This window comes from Nocardia sp. NPDC060220 (genome assembly GCF_042727815.1).
Lineage (GTDB): Bacteria > Actinomycetota > Actinomycetes > Mycobacteriales > Mycobacteriaceae > Nocardia.
This window is the reverse complement of the sequence record NZ_JBHWZY010000057.1, coordinates 1-15,386: the sequence shown is the minus strand read 5'-3', so window position 1 is coordinate 15,386 and position 15,386 is coordinate 1. Positions and strand designations below refer to the sequence as shown.

Here is a 15,386-nt window from a genome sequence, read left to right as displayed (position 1 = left end):
GATGTGTATAAGAGACAGGGAGTCCGATGCCTGGATCGCCGCGAACCCCCGCGAGGCGGCCCAGTACTTCGTCGACGACGCACAGGCACGCGGCATCCCCGCCGACCTGGATGCCTGGGAAGCAGCCCTGCGCGGCCGTCCCTTCGGCGTGCATCCGGTGAGCGAGGATTTCCTCGACGAACAGCAACGCGCCGCCGACCTCCTCGCGGCCAACGGGCTGCTCCCGCGCACGGTCGAGGTGCGGTCGGCCGTGCTGCCGTGGATCGGTGAGGTGATCAGCGACCAGTCCGCTGCCACCGTCTGAGCCCGGAACGCTCGGGTGATCGAACCGATCACCCGAGCATCGCGTTCAGTCGCGCCGCGACCCCGTGACCCACACCGGCCCGGTGAGCAGCCAGATCACGGTGATCACACCGAGGCTGCCGAACACCCCCATCAACTGCTCGCGTTGGGCGGCATCGGCGACGGTGTAGCTCAACGCCAGGGTGAGTGCGCCGGCGATAGCCGCCGCACCGAGCCAGCGGGAGAAATCGGCCCATTCCTTGCGGGTGCGTTCCGGCCCGTACTTCGGGATCTTCACCGGGACCGGTCCACCGGCGAAGCGGTGGGCGAATCGCTCGTCGGCCCACCGGATCATCCGGCCACCGAACATCACCGTGCAGCCCAGATAGATCCCGGCGACACGATGGGCGAAGGTCACCTCGCCACCACGGTGGAGGTCGATCGCCACCGCGACCACCAGCACCACATCCAGGACCGGCACCAGAGCCAGCGCCACGGTGCTCGCACGCGGCACCCGGATCACATAGCGCAGCAGCAATCCGCCGACCACCAGCACCCAGAAACCGACTTCGCACGCGGCGATCGTCAGCAGTACGGGGTTGCTCAGTTCGTTCATTCCCCCACTGTGCCGGGCACGTCGGTCCACCGTCGTCCCGCTTGTGGTCCGCCGCCGGTCCGTCTTTCGGGGGACCCGGCCCGTGCGGACGATGTGCTGAAATGGGGCATGCCCACGTCCCGCACGCTCCTGAGCCGGCTCGCGGACGTTTTCGACAGCTCGACCGCGGCCGCCGTCGGGGTGTTCCTGGTGGGCTTGCTGTTGTGGGCGGCGGGTGGCTGGGCGGTCGTGGTCGACCACGACCTGTATCCACCACCGGCGAAAATGGCGCTGCTGTGCGCGGCGTTCGCGATCCAGCTGACCGCGCAGCGCAGGCCCGCGCTCGCCTTCGGCCTGATGGTCGCGCTGCTGGCCGGCGACTTCGTGTTGGGTCCGTCGCTGCCGCTGTGGATCGCGCTGACCGACGTGATCTTCCTGGCGGTCAGCACCGGATCGGATCGGCTGGGCGCGGTGGTCGGCTGGTTCTCGGTGACGGTGACCCTGGGCGGGTCGCTGCTGGCGCTCACCGTGTTCGGCGTCAGAGCGGCCTTCTACACCGGCTTGATCGGCGTCGCGCTCACGTGGTCGCCGCTCGGTTACGCCCGCGCGGTGCGGGCCTCGCGCCGCACGGTCGATGCCGAACGGGCCGCGGCCCGCGCCGAACTCGCCGCCCGCGACGCCGAACGGTCCGCGGCGATCGGCGAGGAGCGTCGGCGCTTGGCCCGTGACCTGCACGACGCGGTGGCAGGCCACGTTTCCGCCGTCGCGATCCTCGCCGAAGTCGCCCTCAAGGACCCCGCCAACACCGCGGTGCTGGCGACGATCCGCTCGAGCAGTCTGGCCGCGGTCGAGGAGATGCGCACGACCATCGAACTGCTCACCGCGCCCGACGACACCGCCGTGACCACGCGACTGGCCTCCCTCGACGGCTTGATCGACGCGGCCGAGGCGGCCGGCGGCTCGGTGACATTGCGCCGGCCCGCCGACCTCGAACTGTCCACCGCGGTCGAGGCCGTCCTCACCCGGATCCTGAGCGAGACTCTCGCCAACGCGACCAAACACGCCCCCGGCGCACCCCTGGATATCGAATTGCACCGCGATGCGACACGATTGGTGGTGACCGCGATGAATCCGATCCCACCCGGCATTCCGGTAGGGCAGGGAAACGGACTGCGCAACATGATGTTTCGCGCGGAATCAGTCGAGGGCACCATCACCGCGGGCGCACAGGACGGCACCTGGCGGGTGTGCGCGCGAATTCCCCTGGGAGACAAGTGACAGTCACAGTGCTGGTGGCCGACGACCACGCCACCATCCGCGCGGGTCTGCGGATGCTGCTCGAAGTGTCCGGTGAGGTGCGGGTGATCGGTGAAGCGGCCGACGGCGCCGCCGCGGTCCGCCAAGCCAAGGCCCTGAGCCCCGATGTGGTGCTGATGGACGTGCGGATGCCGCGCGTCGACGGGCTGGAGGCGACCGCCGCCGTCGTCGCGCAGACCAGCGCGAAAGTGCTGGTCCTCACCACCTTCGCCCTCGATGAATACGTCCTCGGCGCGCTCTCGGCCGGTGCGAGCGGATTCCTGCTCAAGTCCGTCGGTGGCGACGACCTGGTCAGTGCCGTACTGGCGGTGGCCGAAGGGGACGCGGTCCTCGACCCGAAGGTGACGCGCGCGGTGATCGCGGCGCTGCCTCGCGCGGCCGATGTCGCGCCACCGCCCGATCTGTCCGCGCTCACCGACCGTGAACGACAGGTACTCGCCGGTCTGGGCGCCGGTCTGTCCAATATCCAGATCGGTACCCGCCTGCGCATCGGCGAGGCCACGGTGAAAACGCACGTTTCCCGGGTGCTGAGCAAGCTCGGTGTGCAGTCGCGCGTGCAGGCGGCGGTGATCGCATCGCAGTCCGGTCTCGATCTGCCCTGATCGCGATCGGGTCTCAAACCGACGATGTCCCGGTACCGCGTCGGGTACCGGGACATCGGGTCGGAACAGGGCTCAGCGTGCAGGTTGCGGGTCGGACTGTTCCGGACGGATCCGGCGTGATTCAAACCAATAGGTCAGGGAAACGGTGGCGTAAGAAGCCAGGACCACTGCTGCGGTTACCAGAAGAAACGCGACGAACAAGGGAATCAGGAAAGCCATGGTGCCCTCCTCGCGGTACGGTAGTCGTGCGATGAAGGTGGTGGTCAGCGCCTCGTCGCGCCGAATCTGAACGAGCCCCGCACGTTCGATAGTAGGGGCACGGCGCGACGCGGGCACGGATCCGCGGCTGTGACTGCGGTCATGGTTTGCGCGGAGTGTCGCCCACGTCACCGAACCGCCCATGAGGTTGAATGTTCAACATATCTGGGTTCTACCGCGTCACGAGTTCTCGACATCGGCTTCACCACGAACAACCGACGAAGGAGCACCGATCGTGAGCATGATCCTGGCCGCAGTGCATGACACCTATAACGTCGTTGTCGCCCAGGTGGGCAATCCCACGCCGGAAGCGCCGCCGATGGCCGACAAGGTGATGCAGTTGGGCCGGTATTTCACCTGGATGATCCTGTTGTCCGGCGTCACCGCCATCACCTACGGCGGCGGCCGCTTCGCCTGGGAGAAGTGGAACGGCGGCGGCCTGCAATCGCCGAAGATGATCGCCAGCGCCATGGCGGGCGGCGCGGTCGCCACCAGCGCGGGCACGATCATGAACGCGGTCATCGGGGCCTGATCGACCGGCCCCGCTACTGTCGGGGTTGTGCGTATCTTTCTCGCGGGCGCCACGGGCGTCATCGGATCACGGTTGCTGCCGCTGCTGGTCGGCGCCGGTCACGACGTGGCCGGCCTGACCCGTTCCCCGAGTAAAGCGGCGGCGGTCCGCGCCACCGGAGCCACCGCGGTGGTCCACGACGTCTACGACGCCGACGGCCTCACCACCGCGGTGCTCGACTTCACCCCTGACCTGGTCATGCACCAGCTCACCGACCTCCCCGACGAGGTGGCGCGCCTGGCCGGCTCCGGCGAGGCGAACTCCCGCATCCGTACCGAGGGCACCGCGAATCTGCTCGCGGCCGCCGCGGCGGCCGGAGCGAAACGCTTTCTGGCCCAGAGCATCGCCTGGGCGCTGCCGGCGGGCCGTGGTGACGCCATCGCGACCCACGAATCCGCCGTCCTCGCCGCGGGCGGCGTCGTTCTGCGTTACGGCCAGTTCTACGGTCCCGGAACGTACTACGAGTCCACCCCACCGGCGCACCCGCGCATCCACGTCGACACCGCCGCCGCGCGCACGCTCGAGCTGCTCGAAGCGCCGACCGGCATCGTGGTCGTGGTCGATCCGGAGTAGAGGCGCCGCCCCGAATAGGGAACAGTGAGGGGATGGCTGTTGACGTAGACACCCTGCACGACGACGACGATCTGCACGCCGCGGGCGCGCTGTTCCGGGCGGCGATGGTGGGATTGCCGCCGCTGCCACCAGATCGTGACCATCTGTCCGAACCGGGCCGCACGCTGGGCGCTCGCATCGATGGTCGGCTGGTCGGCACCGCGGAGTCCTACACCAGCTGGCTGGTTGTTCCCGGTGGCGCGCGCGTCTCACACGCCGCGGTCACCCATGTCGGCGTGCTACCCACGCACACCCGGCGCGGAGTGCTCACCGCCCTGCTGCGCCGACAGCTCGACGACATCGCCGAGCGGGGCGAAGTGGTGGCGACCCTGCGCGCGTCCGAGGGCTCGATCTACGAGCGTTTCGGGTACGGCGTGGCGAGTTCGTTCGCACGCCTGGACCTGCACCGAGGTCGAGCCCGCCTGCGTGACACGGTCCCGCCGTCCGGTCCGGTGCGGTTCGTCGAACCGGCCGACGCGTGGAAGCTGTTCCCGCAGATCTACGCGACCGCCGCGATCGCCTGGACCGGCGCGATCGATCGGCCCGGCTACTGGTGGAAGGGCAAGGAACGTGCCGCGGCCGAACCGGTGTACACCGTGACGCACGGGCCGGCCGGTGCCGAGGACGGGTTCGCGCGCTATCACCCGGTCGACACCGCGAACTGGTTCACCAGCCGCGAACGCACGATCGTCGTCGACGATCTCGTCGCGACCACCCCGCAGGCCTACCTCGGTGTGATCCGGCACCTGCTCTCGGTCGATCTCGTCGACAAGGTGAGTTTCGCGTTCGCGCCGGTGGACGCGCCGCTGCGGCATCTGTTCACCGATGAACGCGCGGTCGGCGTCGCGGGGGTGCACGACGAAACCTGGCTGCGCCTGGTCGATGTCCCCACCGCGCTGGCCCGCCGGACCTATCGCGACGCTCCGCCGGTGATCGTCGAGGTCGAGGACGCGATCCGCACCGCCAACACCGGCCGGTACCGGATCTCCGCCGAGCAGGTGGCGAGAGTGGATGACCCCGCCGATATCACCGTCGACGTCGCCGGCCTCGGCGCGATCTACCTCGGCGGGTCGACGTGGCGACAGCTCGCCCTCGCCGGTCGTGTCGTCGAGCACCGTGCGGGTGCTGTCGACGCCGCCGACGACCTTTTCGCCACTCCCGCACTACCTTTCAGTGGCACCTTCTTCTGATCGAGGGCGTGTGCCCGGATCAGGGTCGGAAGAGCCGAGCGGCGGGCGGCAGTGGACGCAGGGTGTCGGAGATCTGGGCGACCAGCTGCCACGGGCGATCGAGGTCGGTGATCGCTTTGCCGTTGGTCAGAACAGCGCCCGACAGGCCACGATCGGGGTCGGCCCAGCCGTACTGGGTGGTGAGACCGCTGCGGCCGAAGTGTGACCCGGTGTCGCGGCCGAACTTGGACCGGCGGGCGCCGAGTTCGAATCCGGCGCGGCTGACGCGACCGGCCAGTCCGAGCATGCGATCGGCGGGGGCGATCGCGTCGCGCAGGGTGCCGGTCCCGATGATCCTCGTTCCGTCCAGTTCGCCACCGCGCGCGAGGATTTCGTAGAAGCGGGAGAGTTCGTAGGCGGTGGTGACCAGGTTGCCGGAGGGGAGTTCGGCGGCCAGGAATGCGTCGTTGGTGGCCTTCGAGGCCTTGTCCAGATGCCCACCCAGGGCCTTGTTCGCCAGGAATCGGGCGAGGCGGGGTTGGGGCGGGCCGGTCTTGACGCTCGGTACGACCTTGCCGACATCGGCGGGATCGACACCGAAGTTGTTCCAGCGGAAGCCGAGTGGGGTCAGCACCTGCTCGGCGAGGTGCTCGCGCATCCGCTTGCCGGTGGCGCGCTGGACGAGCAGACGCTGGATCAATCCGCTGGTCAGTGCGTGGTAGACGCGAAAACGTCCGGGTGCCCAGCTCGGCACCAGGTCGGTGAGAGCAGCGAGGGCCAGTTCCTCGTCGAGCACCGCCGCGGTTCCGCTGTGTGGTGCGGTGATGAACGGAATACCCGCCGAATGCGACAGCACATCGCCGACGGTGATCACGCCCTTGCGGTGGGCCGCGAACTCGGGAACATAGTCGGCCACCCGGTCTTGCAGACCGAACGCGCCCTGTTCGATGAGCATGAACATCAGCGTGGCGGCGACGCCCTTCGCGGTCGAGAATCCGCAGAACAGGGTCTGCGGCGTTGCCAGGATCTTCTCGGCATCCGGTCGGTCGCTCGGTGCGTTGCCCCAACCGTGACCGATCGTCCGGTTCAGCACGATCCCGCCGTTGCGGCGCAGACACACCTGGATGGCGGGCGTCGTGCCCATCGCGTACCACCTGCGCACCGACGCCCAGATCGCCTCGACGTCGGCCCGCGAGGACCCGACGTCGGCCGGATCGTCCTCGTGGCCGATCGTCGTCACCGCGTCCAGGTTGTCGGTGACCCTCACCAGGGTGGCAGGAAGTGCGCTCATCGGGCCAGCCTACCGACGGTGACCTGTGATAATCCTGAGCGCGCTGTCGGGTGAACGGTGGCACAGCGACGTCGCCGGGTCCGCGAAACCCGGCGTGCGACGACCGGGATCATCGGGCTCGGCCGCCCGGTCACCGAGGTACTCCTCGGCGGTCGACCGCTGCGCGCCGGACCCGCCGCCACCCGCCCGCAGCAGCGACGAGCGTGGCGCATTCGCGCTGCGGCACCGCCCCGGCGAGTTGCTGATCATGCCCTGGCCTCGGTCAGTTCCGCGTCGGCGCGAACAGCGTCGACCGGGGTGCGACCCGCGGCGGTCACCGCGCGGCGGGCGTAGGCGCGGACGTCGGCGTCGGGATCGGTGATCGCCGACTCGAGCGCGTCGAGGGCGGTGGCGCTACCCGACCAGGTGGACAGGGCCAGTACCGCCGCCTTGCGCACATCGAGGTGACGGTCGGTGAGCGCCTCGCTCAACGGCACGACACCGGTCTCCGGGGTCGAACCCGCCAGCCCGCGCGCCGCACCGACACGTACCTGCCAGGCGGAATGTCGCAGTGCCGCAGTGAGTTCGGCGACATCTACCTCCGTGGTACCCAGTGCGGCGTAGGCGGTGAGGGCGGCAGCGCGGACCAGTGGATCGGGATCGCCCGCCAGCACGCGGATCACCTCCACGCCGCCGCTCCCGATCGAGGCGAGTCCGTGTGCGACCGCGATGCGGACCTCACGGTTGACATCGCCCGCGATCGTGGACACCGCATCGGCGTCGTCGAGCGAGACCAGTGCGCGCACCGCCTCGATCCTGACGCGATGATCGGTATCACCCAGTGCGGCACGATATTTCGAGGCAGACCCGGCCCGCAACGCCCGCAGCAGATCGACGACGGTCGCGCGGACGAGGGGATCGGGGGAGCCGAGATACTCACTCAGCGCACCGGCCCCCGCCAGCACCTCTACCAGTTCCCGCAGACTCTCGGTGGCCGCCCGGCGCACCGAGGCGGCCTCGTCGCCCAGCGCTCGGATCAGCTCATCGCCGAATCCGTCCGGGGTGTTCTCGGTGAGCACCGACAGCGCGGCCACCCGCACCACCGGATCGGGATCGGTCAGGTAGCTCGAAAGATCCTCGACCACCGGGGAATCCAGCGCGAGCAAAGTAACCAGTCGAGGCGAGGACGGCGACACCGGGACCGTCTCGCTCCGGACCGGGGCTTCGCGCTGCGGCGCTCGCGTTCCCACCAGCTCGGGCTGGGCGATCACCTCGACGATCGGCTCGGCCGACGGCACATCATCGAGACCGGGCACCGGCACCAGATACGGCGCCACCGATCGCTTGACGAATTCCATCTCGCCGTCGACGGTCTTGCGCAGGTTCAAATGGAAGTTCCACGACTCGTCGTCGCGATCGGGCAGATCCGCGCGGTCGTGATAGAGGCCCCAGCGCGACTCTGTCCGCGTGAGGGAACTGCGCGAGGCCATCTCGGCGCAATCGCGAATGAACTGCACTTCGACGGCACGCATGAGTTCGTGGGGTGTCTGCGCGCCGATCCCGTCGACTTCGGCGCGCATCCGCTCGAAGGTCTCGACGGCGATCGACAGCTTGGCGGCCGTTTTCGGCGGCGCCACATAGTCGTTCACGAACCGGCGCAACTTGTACTCGACCTGCGGCTGCGGCGGGCCTTCGGGCTGACGCAACGGCCGGTAGATCAGTTCGTGCGCTTCGGCGAGCTGATCCTCGGGTAGCTCGGCAGGGGTATCGAGTTCGGCCAGGGTGGAGGCCGCGTGCGCGCCGGCCAGATCGCCGTAGACGAACGCACCGATCATGTAGTTGTGTGGCACGCAGGCCAGATCGCCCGCCGCGTACAGGCCCGGCACGGTGGTTCGCGCGTTCTCGTCCACCCACACACCCGACGCGGAATGTCCACCGCACAAACCGATCTCGGAGATGTGCATCTCGATATCGTGGGTGCGGTAGTCGTGGCCCCGGTTGGCGTGGAAAGTCCCGCGAGTCGGCCGCTCGGTGGTGTGCAGAATCGATTCGAGCGTCGACAGCGTCTCGTCGGGCAGGTGCGAGACCTTGAGATAGATGGGCCCGCGCGCGGATTCGATCTCCTGCTTCACTTCGGCCATCATCTGCCCCGACCAGTAGTCGGAGTCGACGAAGCGTTCCCCCTCGGCGTTGACCTGGTACCCGCCGAACGGGTTGGCCACATACGCGCAGGCGGGACCGTTGTAGTCCTTGATCAGCGGGTTGATCTGGAAGCACTCGATACCCGAGAGTTCAGCGCCGGCGTGGTAGGCCATCGAGTAGCCGTCACCGGCGTTGGTGGGGTTCTCGTAGGTGCCGTAGAGGTAGCCCGACGCGGGCAGGCCGAGCCGACCGCAGGGGCCCGTCGCCAGAATGACCGCTTTCGCGGCCACCTCGACGAATTCGCCGGTGCGCGTGTTCAACGCGGCCGCGCCCACCGCGCGCCCGCCGGCGGTGAGCACCCGCACCGGCATCAGCCGATTCTCGATGCGGATCTTCTCGCGCATCGTGCGTTGGCGCAGTACGCGATAGAGCGCCTTCTTGACGTCCTTGCCCTCGGGCATCGGCAGCACATACGACCCCGACCGATGCACTCGGCGCACCGCGTACTCGCCGTACTCGTCCTTCTCGAACTTCACCCCGTACCGCTCGAGGCGCTGCACCATCGCGAAACCCCGTGTCGCCGTTTGATACACGGTGCGCTGGTCGACGATGCCGTCGTTGGCGCGGGTGATCTCGGCGACGTAGTCCTCCGGCTCGGCCTTGCCGGGGATGACGGCGTTGTTCACACCGTCCATGCCCATGGCCAGTGCGCCCGAATGGCGTACATGCGCCTTCTCGAGCAGCAGCACGTTCGCGCCGGACTCGGCGGCGGTGAGCGCGGCCATGGTGCCCGCGGTGCCGCCGCCGATGACGAGCACATCGCAGTCGAGGCGTACGCGGTCGGACAGTTCGGGAATGTTCACAGAGTCTCCAGGATTCGGGCCCGCAGGGCGCTCCGGTCCACCGGTTCGCGCGGGTCGGGTACCTCGACGACCGCGCGCAGCGAACCCGCGCCGAGCACGGCGATCCGGTCGCCGAGCAGCAGGGCTTCGTCGAGGTCGTGGGTGACGAAAACGATCGTGGTCGGGTGTGCGCGCCAGGTCTCGACCAGCAGACGCTGCATCTCCGCACGGGTCTGGCTGTCGAGCGCGCCGAACGGCTCGTCCATGAGCACCGCGCGCGGCGAGCCCGCCAGGCTGCGGGCGAGCTGAACCCGTTGGCGCATCCCGCCGGACAGATCGCGCGGCAGATAGTCGGCGTAGCCGCTGAGCCCGACCTCGTCGAGCCAGCGCAGCGACCGTGCCGCACGGTCGCTGCGGGACACGCCCCGAAGGCGCAGCGCCAGATCGATATTGGCGCGCGCGGTGCGCCACGGCAGCAGCGCGTCGTCCTGGAACACCAGCGCACGATCGGCCGACGGACCGGTGACAGCGTCCGCATCGGCGCGGATGACCCCGGCAGCGGGCTTGCGCAGCCCGGCGATCGCGCGCAACAGGGTCGACTTGCCGCAGCCGGATTTGCCGACCAGGACGAGGATCTCCCCGGCCGCGACCGTCAGATCGAGGTCGTGCACCACGGTTTTGCGGCCGTAGCTGATCCGCACGGACTCGAGGTCCAATCGCATGCCGACCGAGACGGCGGGCGCGGCGGTGGTCGTGGTCATGAGGCAACCTCTCGCGGCAGCCAGCGGGTCACCCGGCGGCCTGCCAGTTCGACGATTCCGGAGGTGAGGAAACCGAGCACACCGATGGTGATCATCCCGACGAATACGGCCGGGTAGTCGACGATGGTGTAGGACTGCCAGGTGCGGTAGCCGATGCCGAGCCGCCCGGAGATCATCTCCGCCGAGATCAGGCAGATCCAGGCCACGCCCATTCCCACCGACAACCCGCTGAACACCCCGGGCAGGATGCCGGGCACGACGACCCTGGTCAGCACCTCGCGCCGCGACGCGCCCAGCGTGCGGATCGCGTCCTCCCAGATGGTCGGCAGTGCCCGCGTGGCATGCCTGGTGCTCACCAGCACCGGGAACAGCGACGCGGTGAACGTGATGAACACGATGCCGGACTCGTCGCTGGGGAACAGCAGGATCGCCACCGGCACCAGCGCGATCGCCGGAATCGGCCGGATCAGCTCGGCCAGCGATCCGAACACATCCGCGAGCAGTCGCGACCGGCCGAGCCCGATACCGGCCAGCACACCGACGACCGCGGCCAGACCGAATCCGGTGACGATCCGGATCAGCGACTGCGCCACATCGAGGTAGTACTGCCCGGTCCCGAGATGTTCGCCGAACTCGGCCACGATCTCGGTCACCGTCGGCAAGGTGTCGAACCGGAGGCCCGCGCGGACATCGCCCGCGGTGAGCAACTGCCACAGGCCGATCGCCGCCGCCACCGAGGCGACCCGGATCGTCCGCGACACCCAGACCGATCTGACGGGCGCGATGTCGTCGTGCAGGGCAGCGGAATCGGCGGGCTCGCCGCCCGCGACGCCAGGTCTGCTGCCCGCGGCATTCGCCGCACCGGCAGTGGCAGTGCGCAATTCGGTCGCGTCGGCAGTCCGTCCGACCTGCCCGGAGACCGTGCTCATCCGCGGACTTCCGTCACGGCCTGCGCATAGGAGACCGGTGCGGCGGCGGGATGGGTGGCGCGGTAGCGGTCGGCCGCTGCCTGCGTGGTGAACGGCAGGTACTGCGCGCTCTCGCGCAACCAGATGGCCTTGTCCGCGAACCAGCGAGTACCCAGTTCGGCATCGGGAACATAGACCGCGCGAATCGTCTTGCCCTGCGCCTTCGCTGCCTGCACCGCCCGCAACAAGCACACAGGGTTCGCGGCGGGTTGGGGCTTGTCCGCGCCGTCGACCCAGATCTCGCCGGCCAGTGCCGGATCACTCACCGGCGCAGCGCAGATCGGATCGGTGCCGGTCACCTTGCTCGGGTTGACCCCCGACGCGAGTTCGGTGTCGTAGGTCGTACGACCGGTCTCGGCGAAGGCTTTGCGCAACGGTCCGTCCTGCACGAAGGCGTCGATGTCGAGATCGGCGAAATCGCCGATCGACTTCAGGTAGTTCACGTCATCCTTGAACGCCGCGATCAGGTTCGCCTTGAGCGTGGTGTCGAAACTGGTACCGCCAGGGCCGTTGTAGAGGTACACGACCTCCTGTGGCAGGCCGGAACCCTTCGCGACGAGATCCGCTGCCTCGAAAGGCTTCTCGTTCAGGAACGCGGTCGCATCCAACTGCGCGGCGAGGAACGCCTGCAATACCTCCGGATGATCGGCCGCGTAGGCACGGCGAGCGACCACGCCGTGGAAAGTCGGCACGTTCAGCTCCGCACCGTCATAGAGCAGCTTGGCCTTGTTCTGCTGCACGAGCAGACCCGGCCACGCCACGAACTGCGAAAGCGCGCCCACCTGATGCGATTCCAGCGCGGTCGCCCCGACCTGTGGCTGCTGGTTGAGTACTTCCACACCCTTGGCCGGGTCGATCCCGGCCCGGCTCAGCGCCTGCACCAGGGTGCCGTGGCCCGCCGAACCCACACTGGCCGAGATCTTCTGCCCGGCCAGATCGGTCAGCGAACGAGCGGGTGAGTCGTTGGGCACCACCACCATGTTCAGCGCGCCCTTGGGGTTGTAGCCGGTGATCGACACCAGCTCGGTCCGTGCGCGTTCGTTGGCCTGCGTACGAGATCCGTTGATCAGCAACGGGTAGTCGCCCATCGAGCCGATATCGATCTTCTCCGCCACCATCTGGGCGGTGATCGGTGCTCCGGTGTCGTAGTCCTGCCACTCCACCTGGTATTTCGCGCCACCACCATCGGTGATCTTCTGTAGCCGCTGCTCCAGGTAACCCTGCGCTTTCAGCAGCGTGCCCGCGGTGACGGTGTTGATGGTCTTGGACTGGTAGCCGATGACGACCTTGACGGTGCCCGCCGGTGCGGCGTCGGAACTTTCGAGCGAGCAGCCGGCCGCGGTGAGCGCGAGAGCCAAAGCGACAGGGGCGAATCGAGTGATCTTCATGCGTGGGATTCCCGGTTTCAGCGGAGCAGATAGGGCATGTTGACGGTGACGGCGCCGGTGGGGCAGCGGGCCGCGCACGGCCCGCAGTACCAGCACTCGTCGACGTGCATGTAGGCCTTGCCCGAATCATCGTGAATGGCAAGGGAATCGAGCGGACACATGTCCACGCAGAGGGTGCAGCCGGTGATGCACAGAGATTCGTCGATCGTCACCGGGACGTCGGCGCGCTGGGGGACCAGTGCCATTACAGGACCTTCCATTCGGGGGTGCTGCGGGTGAGGCTGCCGCGCATCGTGATGCGGTCACCGCGCAGGCGGATGTATTCGAGGTCGACGGGTCGGCCGTCGTCGAGGTGGGTGAGGCGTTCGAGCATCAGCAGCGGCGCACCGGCCGGGGTATCCAGAGTGGTCGCGGTGTGCGGGTCGGCCGCGACAGCTTCCAGTGCGAGGTCGGCGGCGCCCAGCGACCGGCCGGTGACCTGTTCGAGGAGCACGAACACGTCGGTGGTCTCGAGATCGTGGGCGAGCACTTCAGCGCCCACATCGGGCGCGAGATAGGTGAGGTCGAGGCTCAGCGGCAGATCGGCGAGAAACCGCAGGCGTTCGATGTAGACGACCTTGTCGCCCGGCGCCAGCTCGAGCCGGCGCGCGACGGCCGGGGGAGCGGTGATGGTGGTGGCGGCCCTGACCTCGTTGCGGACGGTGCCGTGCCCTTTGAGCGTCTCCTGCAGTCCGAGCAGGGCATCGAGGCCGTGGTCGAACTTGCGGGCGGCGACCCGGGTGCCGAGCTTCGGGGCGCGATCGATGAGTCCCTCGTCGCGTAGCAGCGCCAGCGCTTCGCGCACGGTATTGCGGGAGGTGCCGTGCTCGGCGGCGAGCTCCTGCTCGCCGGGCACCGTACCCGCCACCGCGCCCGCCAGAATCTGGTGGCGCAGGATGTCGGCGACCCGGCGCGCCCGATCGGCGCGCTGACCGCGGATCGGGGTGGGCTCCGTAGCCCCTGTTTTCTCGCTGACCTGCATGAACAGCGACGATAGCGGCGATTACGCGGCACTCCGCGCGCCGCGATCGCGGGGAGAATTCAGCGGATGTTTCTACGCCGGGTGGCGGCTCACACGACCTGCGGGTATCCGCGGAGAAACCGCTATTGCGCCACCTCGGACCGAACGGCCGACATTGCGATCACGTCGATCGCAATGTCGGCGCGCAGTCACGGCTGGCCGGGATTGAGCACGATGAACAGACCCTTCGCCTCGGCGCACAACCGCTCGCCGTCGTGCAGCGTCGCCCGCAGGTACACCTTGCGGCCCTCGACGCGTTCGGTCCACGCGCGCACCGTCAGCTCGCGATTGAGGGGCGTGATCGAGCGGTAGTCCAATGTGAGCGAGGCCGTGCGGGTCACCGACCTGGTGGACAGCGCGGCGGTCATGCCGATGATGTCGTCGAAGGCGAGGGCGATGTGCCCACCGTGGGCGGCGTTGTTGCCGCCCAGGTGGAAGGTGCGGAAGGTGACCTTCGCGGTGACACCGTCGCGGTCTCCGCTGACCACCGTGTACGGCGGCAGCGTGATGTTGCCCCGCGCAGGCAGGTCGGTCCGGGTCCAACTGGGCGAGGACCACTCGTCCACCACGGCCTCGTCGAGGCGGGCGTTGAGCTGTTCGAGAGTGGCGATGGCCTCTTTGGCGAGCTCGTCGGAGGGGTTGACCAGCCGCGCCCGGTCCATCAGCGCGCGGACCTGATCGATCAGCTCGCCGTAGTGCGGTCCACCCACCGTGTTGTCGGTGCCGCGGTTCTTGCGTGCCTGGATCAGCTCGGCAACCGGCCGGAATCCGCCTTCGTGATGCTTCTCGTCCGGGAGCGAGTTGCCGACCTGTGTATCGTCCATATGCAACACGTTATCGCTGCCGAGCTGGATGTTCGCGCCGGGGATCGGTGTCGGGTCAACTAGGCTGGATCCCGATCACCGAGCAGGTCCTACGTACCGGAGCGTCGGCGCACCAACTGGTGGTGCCCCTCCGGGTGAGCGGCGAAAGGCTGAACGCATGGGTATCGCGGCGGTTGTGTTCGATATGGACGGCGTGCTGATCGATTCCGAGCCGATCTGGGAACAGGTCAGGCACGAGTACGTGGTCCTCAAAGGTGGCCGGTGGCAACCGGATTCGCAGAAGAAGATGATGGGGATGAACACCGTCGAGTGGTCGTCGTACCTGGCCGACGAGCTGGGCGTGGCCGAACCGGCCGACGAGGTGGCTGCCGCCGTCATCGACCTGATGGCCGACAAGTACGCCCACCACGTCCCGCTGCTGCCCGGCGCGGTCGACGCGGTGCGGCGGTGCGCGGGTTCCTGGAAACTCGGCCTGGCCAGCTCGTCACCGGCCACCTTGATCGATCTGGTGCTCGCGAAGTCCGGATTGCTCGACTATTTCACCGTGGTGCTGTCCACCGAGGAAGTCGGACGCGGCAAACCCGCACCCGACGTCTACCTCACCGTCGCGCAGCGACTCGGCGTGGAGCCGAACGACTGTACCGCCGTGGAGGATTCGACCAATGGTCTGCGCTCCGCCCACAACCCCGGGATGCGCCTGATCGCGGCGCCGCGCCCGGAGTTCC

General features: G+C 68.4%; 16 protein-coding genes and 1 pseudogene. 7 read left to right on the top strand and 10 right to left on the bottom strand.

The genetic code is table 11. The features are described from left to right. Positions 1 to 304: pseudogene (locus ACFWF3_RS04905) on the top strand (ABC transporter substrate-binding protein); the annotation flags it as partial. A 45-nt stretch (positions 305 to 349) separates the two neighbouring features. On the opposite strand, the gene ACFWF3_RS04900 reads toward ACFWF3_RS04905, so the two are convergent. Further along, positions 350 to 898, bottom strand: coding sequence for a hypothetical protein (locus ACFWF3_RS04900; RefSeq protein WP_378989961.1), 549 nt, complete (start codon positions 896 to 898; stop codon positions 350 to 352). Between the two features lie 108 nt (positions 899 to 1,006). Between ACFWF3_RS04900 and ACFWF3_RS04895 the strand changes: the two genes are divergently transcribed. Then, entirely contained in the window at positions 1,007 to 2,155 is a 1,149-nt protein-coding gene (locus ACFWF3_RS04895) for a sensor histidine kinase (protein WP_378989962.1), read from the top strand. Then, a complete protein-coding gene (locus tag ACFWF3_RS04890) occupies positions 2,152 to 2,796 on the top strand; it encodes a response regulator (protein ID WP_378989963.1) in 645 nt (214 codons plus the stop codon). The genes ACFWF3_RS04895 and ACFWF3_RS04890 overlap by 4 nt, the downstream gene beginning before the upstream one ends. A gap of 72 nt (positions 2,797 to 2,868) precedes the next feature. Here the strand turns inward: ACFWF3_RS04890 and ACFWF3_RS04885 are convergent, their stop codons facing one another. Next, complete coding sequence (locus ACFWF3_RS04885; RefSeq protein ID WP_379312470.1) at positions 2,869 to 3,198, bottom strand: hypothetical protein; 330 nt, start codon at positions 3,196 to 3,198, stop codon at positions 2,869 to 2,871. Positions 3,199 to 3,295: 97 nt separating this feature from the next. Between ACFWF3_RS04885 and ACFWF3_RS04880 the strand changes: the two genes are divergently transcribed. The 3 genes from ACFWF3_RS04880 to ACFWF3_RS04870 are packed head-to-tail and all read left to right on the top strand — an operon-like array spanning position 3,296 to position 5,427. After that, complete coding sequence (locus tag ACFWF3_RS04880) at positions 3,296 to 3,586, top strand: hypothetical protein (protein ID WP_211300305.1); 291 nt, start codon at positions 3,296 to 3,298, stop codon at positions 3,584 to 3,586. Between the two features lie 27 nt (positions 3,587 to 3,613). Further along, the gene (locus tag ACFWF3_RS04875; protein ID WP_379312469.1) at positions 3,614 to 4,198 is read left to right on the top strand and encodes an NAD-dependent epimerase/dehydratase family protein; all 585 of its coding nucleotides are present in this window, start codon (positions 3,614 to 3,616) and stop codon (positions 4,196 to 4,198) included. A gap of 32 nt (positions 4,199 to 4,230) precedes the next feature. Then, the gene (locus tag ACFWF3_RS04870; RefSeq protein ID WP_379312468.1) at positions 4,231 to 5,427 is read left to right on the top strand and encodes a GNAT family N-acetyltransferase; all 1,197 of its coding nucleotides are present in this window, start codon (positions 4,231 to 4,233) and stop codon (positions 5,425 to 5,427) included. A 19-nt stretch (positions 5,428 to 5,446) separates the two neighbouring features. On the opposite strand, the gene ACFWF3_RS04865 is transcribed toward ACFWF3_RS04870, so the two are convergent. The 8 genes from ACFWF3_RS04865 to ACFWF3_RS04830 all read right to left on the bottom strand — a co-directional run bounded on the left by ACFWF3_RS04865 (position 5,447) and on the right by ACFWF3_RS04830 (position 14,661). Beyond that, positions 5,447 to 6,697: a serine hydrolase domain-containing protein gene (locus ACFWF3_RS04865; protein ID WP_379312467.1), complete on the bottom strand. Its 1,251-nt coding sequence runs from the start codon at positions 6,695 to 6,697 to the stop codon at positions 5,447 to 5,449. Positions 6,698 to 6,942: 245 nt separating this feature from the next. Beyond that, positions 6,943 to 9,681 carry a fumarate reductase/succinate dehydrogenase flavoprotein subunit gene (locus ACFWF3_RS04860; protein WP_379312466.1) on the bottom strand — a complete coding sequence of 913 codons (2,739 nt, stop codon included), beginning with the start codon at positions 9,679 to 9,681 and terminating at the stop codon, positions 6,943 to 6,945. Then, a complete protein-coding gene (locus ACFWF3_RS04855; protein ID WP_378989970.1) occupies positions 9,678 to 10,421 on the bottom strand; it encodes an ABC transporter ATP-binding protein in 744 nt (247 codons plus the stop codon). Before ACFWF3_RS04855 ends, ACFWF3_RS04860 begins: the two co-directional genes overlap by 4 nt. Beyond that, entirely contained in the window at positions 10,418 to 11,350 is a 933-nt protein-coding gene (locus tag ACFWF3_RS04850) for an ABC transporter permease (RefSeq protein ID WP_379312465.1), read from the bottom strand. The genes ACFWF3_RS04855 and ACFWF3_RS04850 overlap by 4 nt, the downstream gene beginning before the upstream one ends. Beyond that, a complete protein-coding gene (locus ACFWF3_RS04845) occupies positions 11,347 to 12,777 on the bottom strand; it encodes an ABC transporter substrate-binding protein (RefSeq protein WP_378989972.1) in 1,431 nt (476 codons plus the stop codon). The genes ACFWF3_RS04850 and ACFWF3_RS04845 overlap by 4 nt, the downstream gene beginning before the upstream one ends. A 17-nt stretch (positions 12,778 to 12,794) precedes the next feature. Next, complete coding sequence (locus ACFWF3_RS04840) at positions 12,795 to 13,022, bottom strand: ferredoxin family protein (RefSeq protein WP_056816936.1); 228 nt, start codon at positions 13,020 to 13,022, stop codon at positions 12,795 to 12,797. After that, complete coding sequence (locus tag ACFWF3_RS04835; RefSeq protein ID WP_379312464.1) at positions 13,022 to 13,798, bottom strand: GntR family transcriptional regulator; 777 nt, start codon at positions 13,796 to 13,798, stop codon at positions 13,022 to 13,024. The genes ACFWF3_RS04840 and ACFWF3_RS04835 overlap by 1 nt, the downstream gene beginning before the upstream one ends. Positions 13,799 to 13,986: 188 nt before the next feature. Further along, positions 13,987 to 14,661 carry a PaaI family thioesterase gene (locus tag ACFWF3_RS04830; RefSeq protein ID WP_379312463.1) on the bottom strand — a complete coding sequence of 225 codons (675 nt, stop codon included), beginning with the start codon at positions 14,659 to 14,661 and terminating at the stop codon, positions 13,987 to 13,989. A gap of 157 nt (positions 14,662 to 14,818) precedes the next feature. Here ACFWF3_RS04830 and ACFWF3_RS04825 point away from each other — a divergent pair. Then, positions 14,819 to 15,386: HAD family hydrolase (locus ACFWF3_RS04825; protein ID WP_379312462.1), on the top strand; the 568-nt coding region annotated here is incomplete at its 3' end.

What these genes read in the sequence shown, in the direction of transcription:
- ACFWF3_RS04900 (WP_378989961.1), bottom strand. Translation starts at nt 898, where the DNA reads ATGAACGAACTGAGCAACCCCGTACTGCTGACGATCGCCGCGTGCGAA.
- ACFWF3_RS04895 (WP_378989962.1), top strand. Translation starts at nt 1,007, where the DNA reads ATGCCCACGTCCCGCACGCTCCTGAGCCGGCTCGCGGACGTTTTCGAC.
- ACFWF3_RS04885 (WP_379312470.1), bottom strand. Translation starts at nt 3,198, where the DNA reads ATGGGCGGTTCGGTGACGTGGGCGACACTCCGCGCAAACCATGACCGC.
- ACFWF3_RS04880 (WP_211300305.1), top strand. Translation starts at nt 3,296, where the DNA reads ATGATCCTGGCCGCAGTGCATGACACCTATAACGTCGTTGTCGCCCAG.
- ACFWF3_RS04870 (WP_379312468.1), top strand. Translation starts at nt 4,231, where the DNA reads ATGGCTGTTGACGTAGACACCCTGCACGACGACGACGATCTGCACGCC.
- ACFWF3_RS04865 (WP_379312467.1), bottom strand. Translation starts at nt 6,697, where the DNA reads ATGAGCGCACTTCCTGCCACCCTGGTGAGGGTCACCGACAACCTGGAC.
- ACFWF3_RS04855 (WP_378989970.1), bottom strand. Translation starts at nt 10,421, where the DNA reads ATGACCACGACCACCGCCGCGCCCGCCGTCTCGGTCGGCATGCGATTG.
- ACFWF3_RS04850 (WP_379312465.1), bottom strand. Translation starts at nt 11,350, where the DNA reads ATGAGCACGGTCTCCGGGCAGGTCGGACGGACTGCCGACGCGACCGAA.
- ACFWF3_RS04845 (WP_378989972.1), bottom strand. Translation starts at nt 12,777, where the DNA reads ATGAAGATCACTCGATTCGCCCCTGTCGCTTTGGCTCTCGCGCTCACC.
- ACFWF3_RS04840 (WP_056816936.1), bottom strand. Translation starts at nt 13,022, where the DNA reads ATGGCACTGGTCCCCCAGCGCGCCGACGTCCCGGTGACGATCGACGAA.
- ACFWF3_RS04835 (WP_379312464.1), bottom strand. Translation starts at nt 13,798, where the DNA reads ATGCAGGTCAGCGAGAAAACAGGGGCTACGGAGCCCACCCCGATCCGC.
- ACFWF3_RS04830 (WP_379312463.1), bottom strand. Translation starts at nt 14,661, where the DNA reads ATGGACGATACACAGGTCGGCAACTCGCTCCCGGACGAGAAGCATCAC.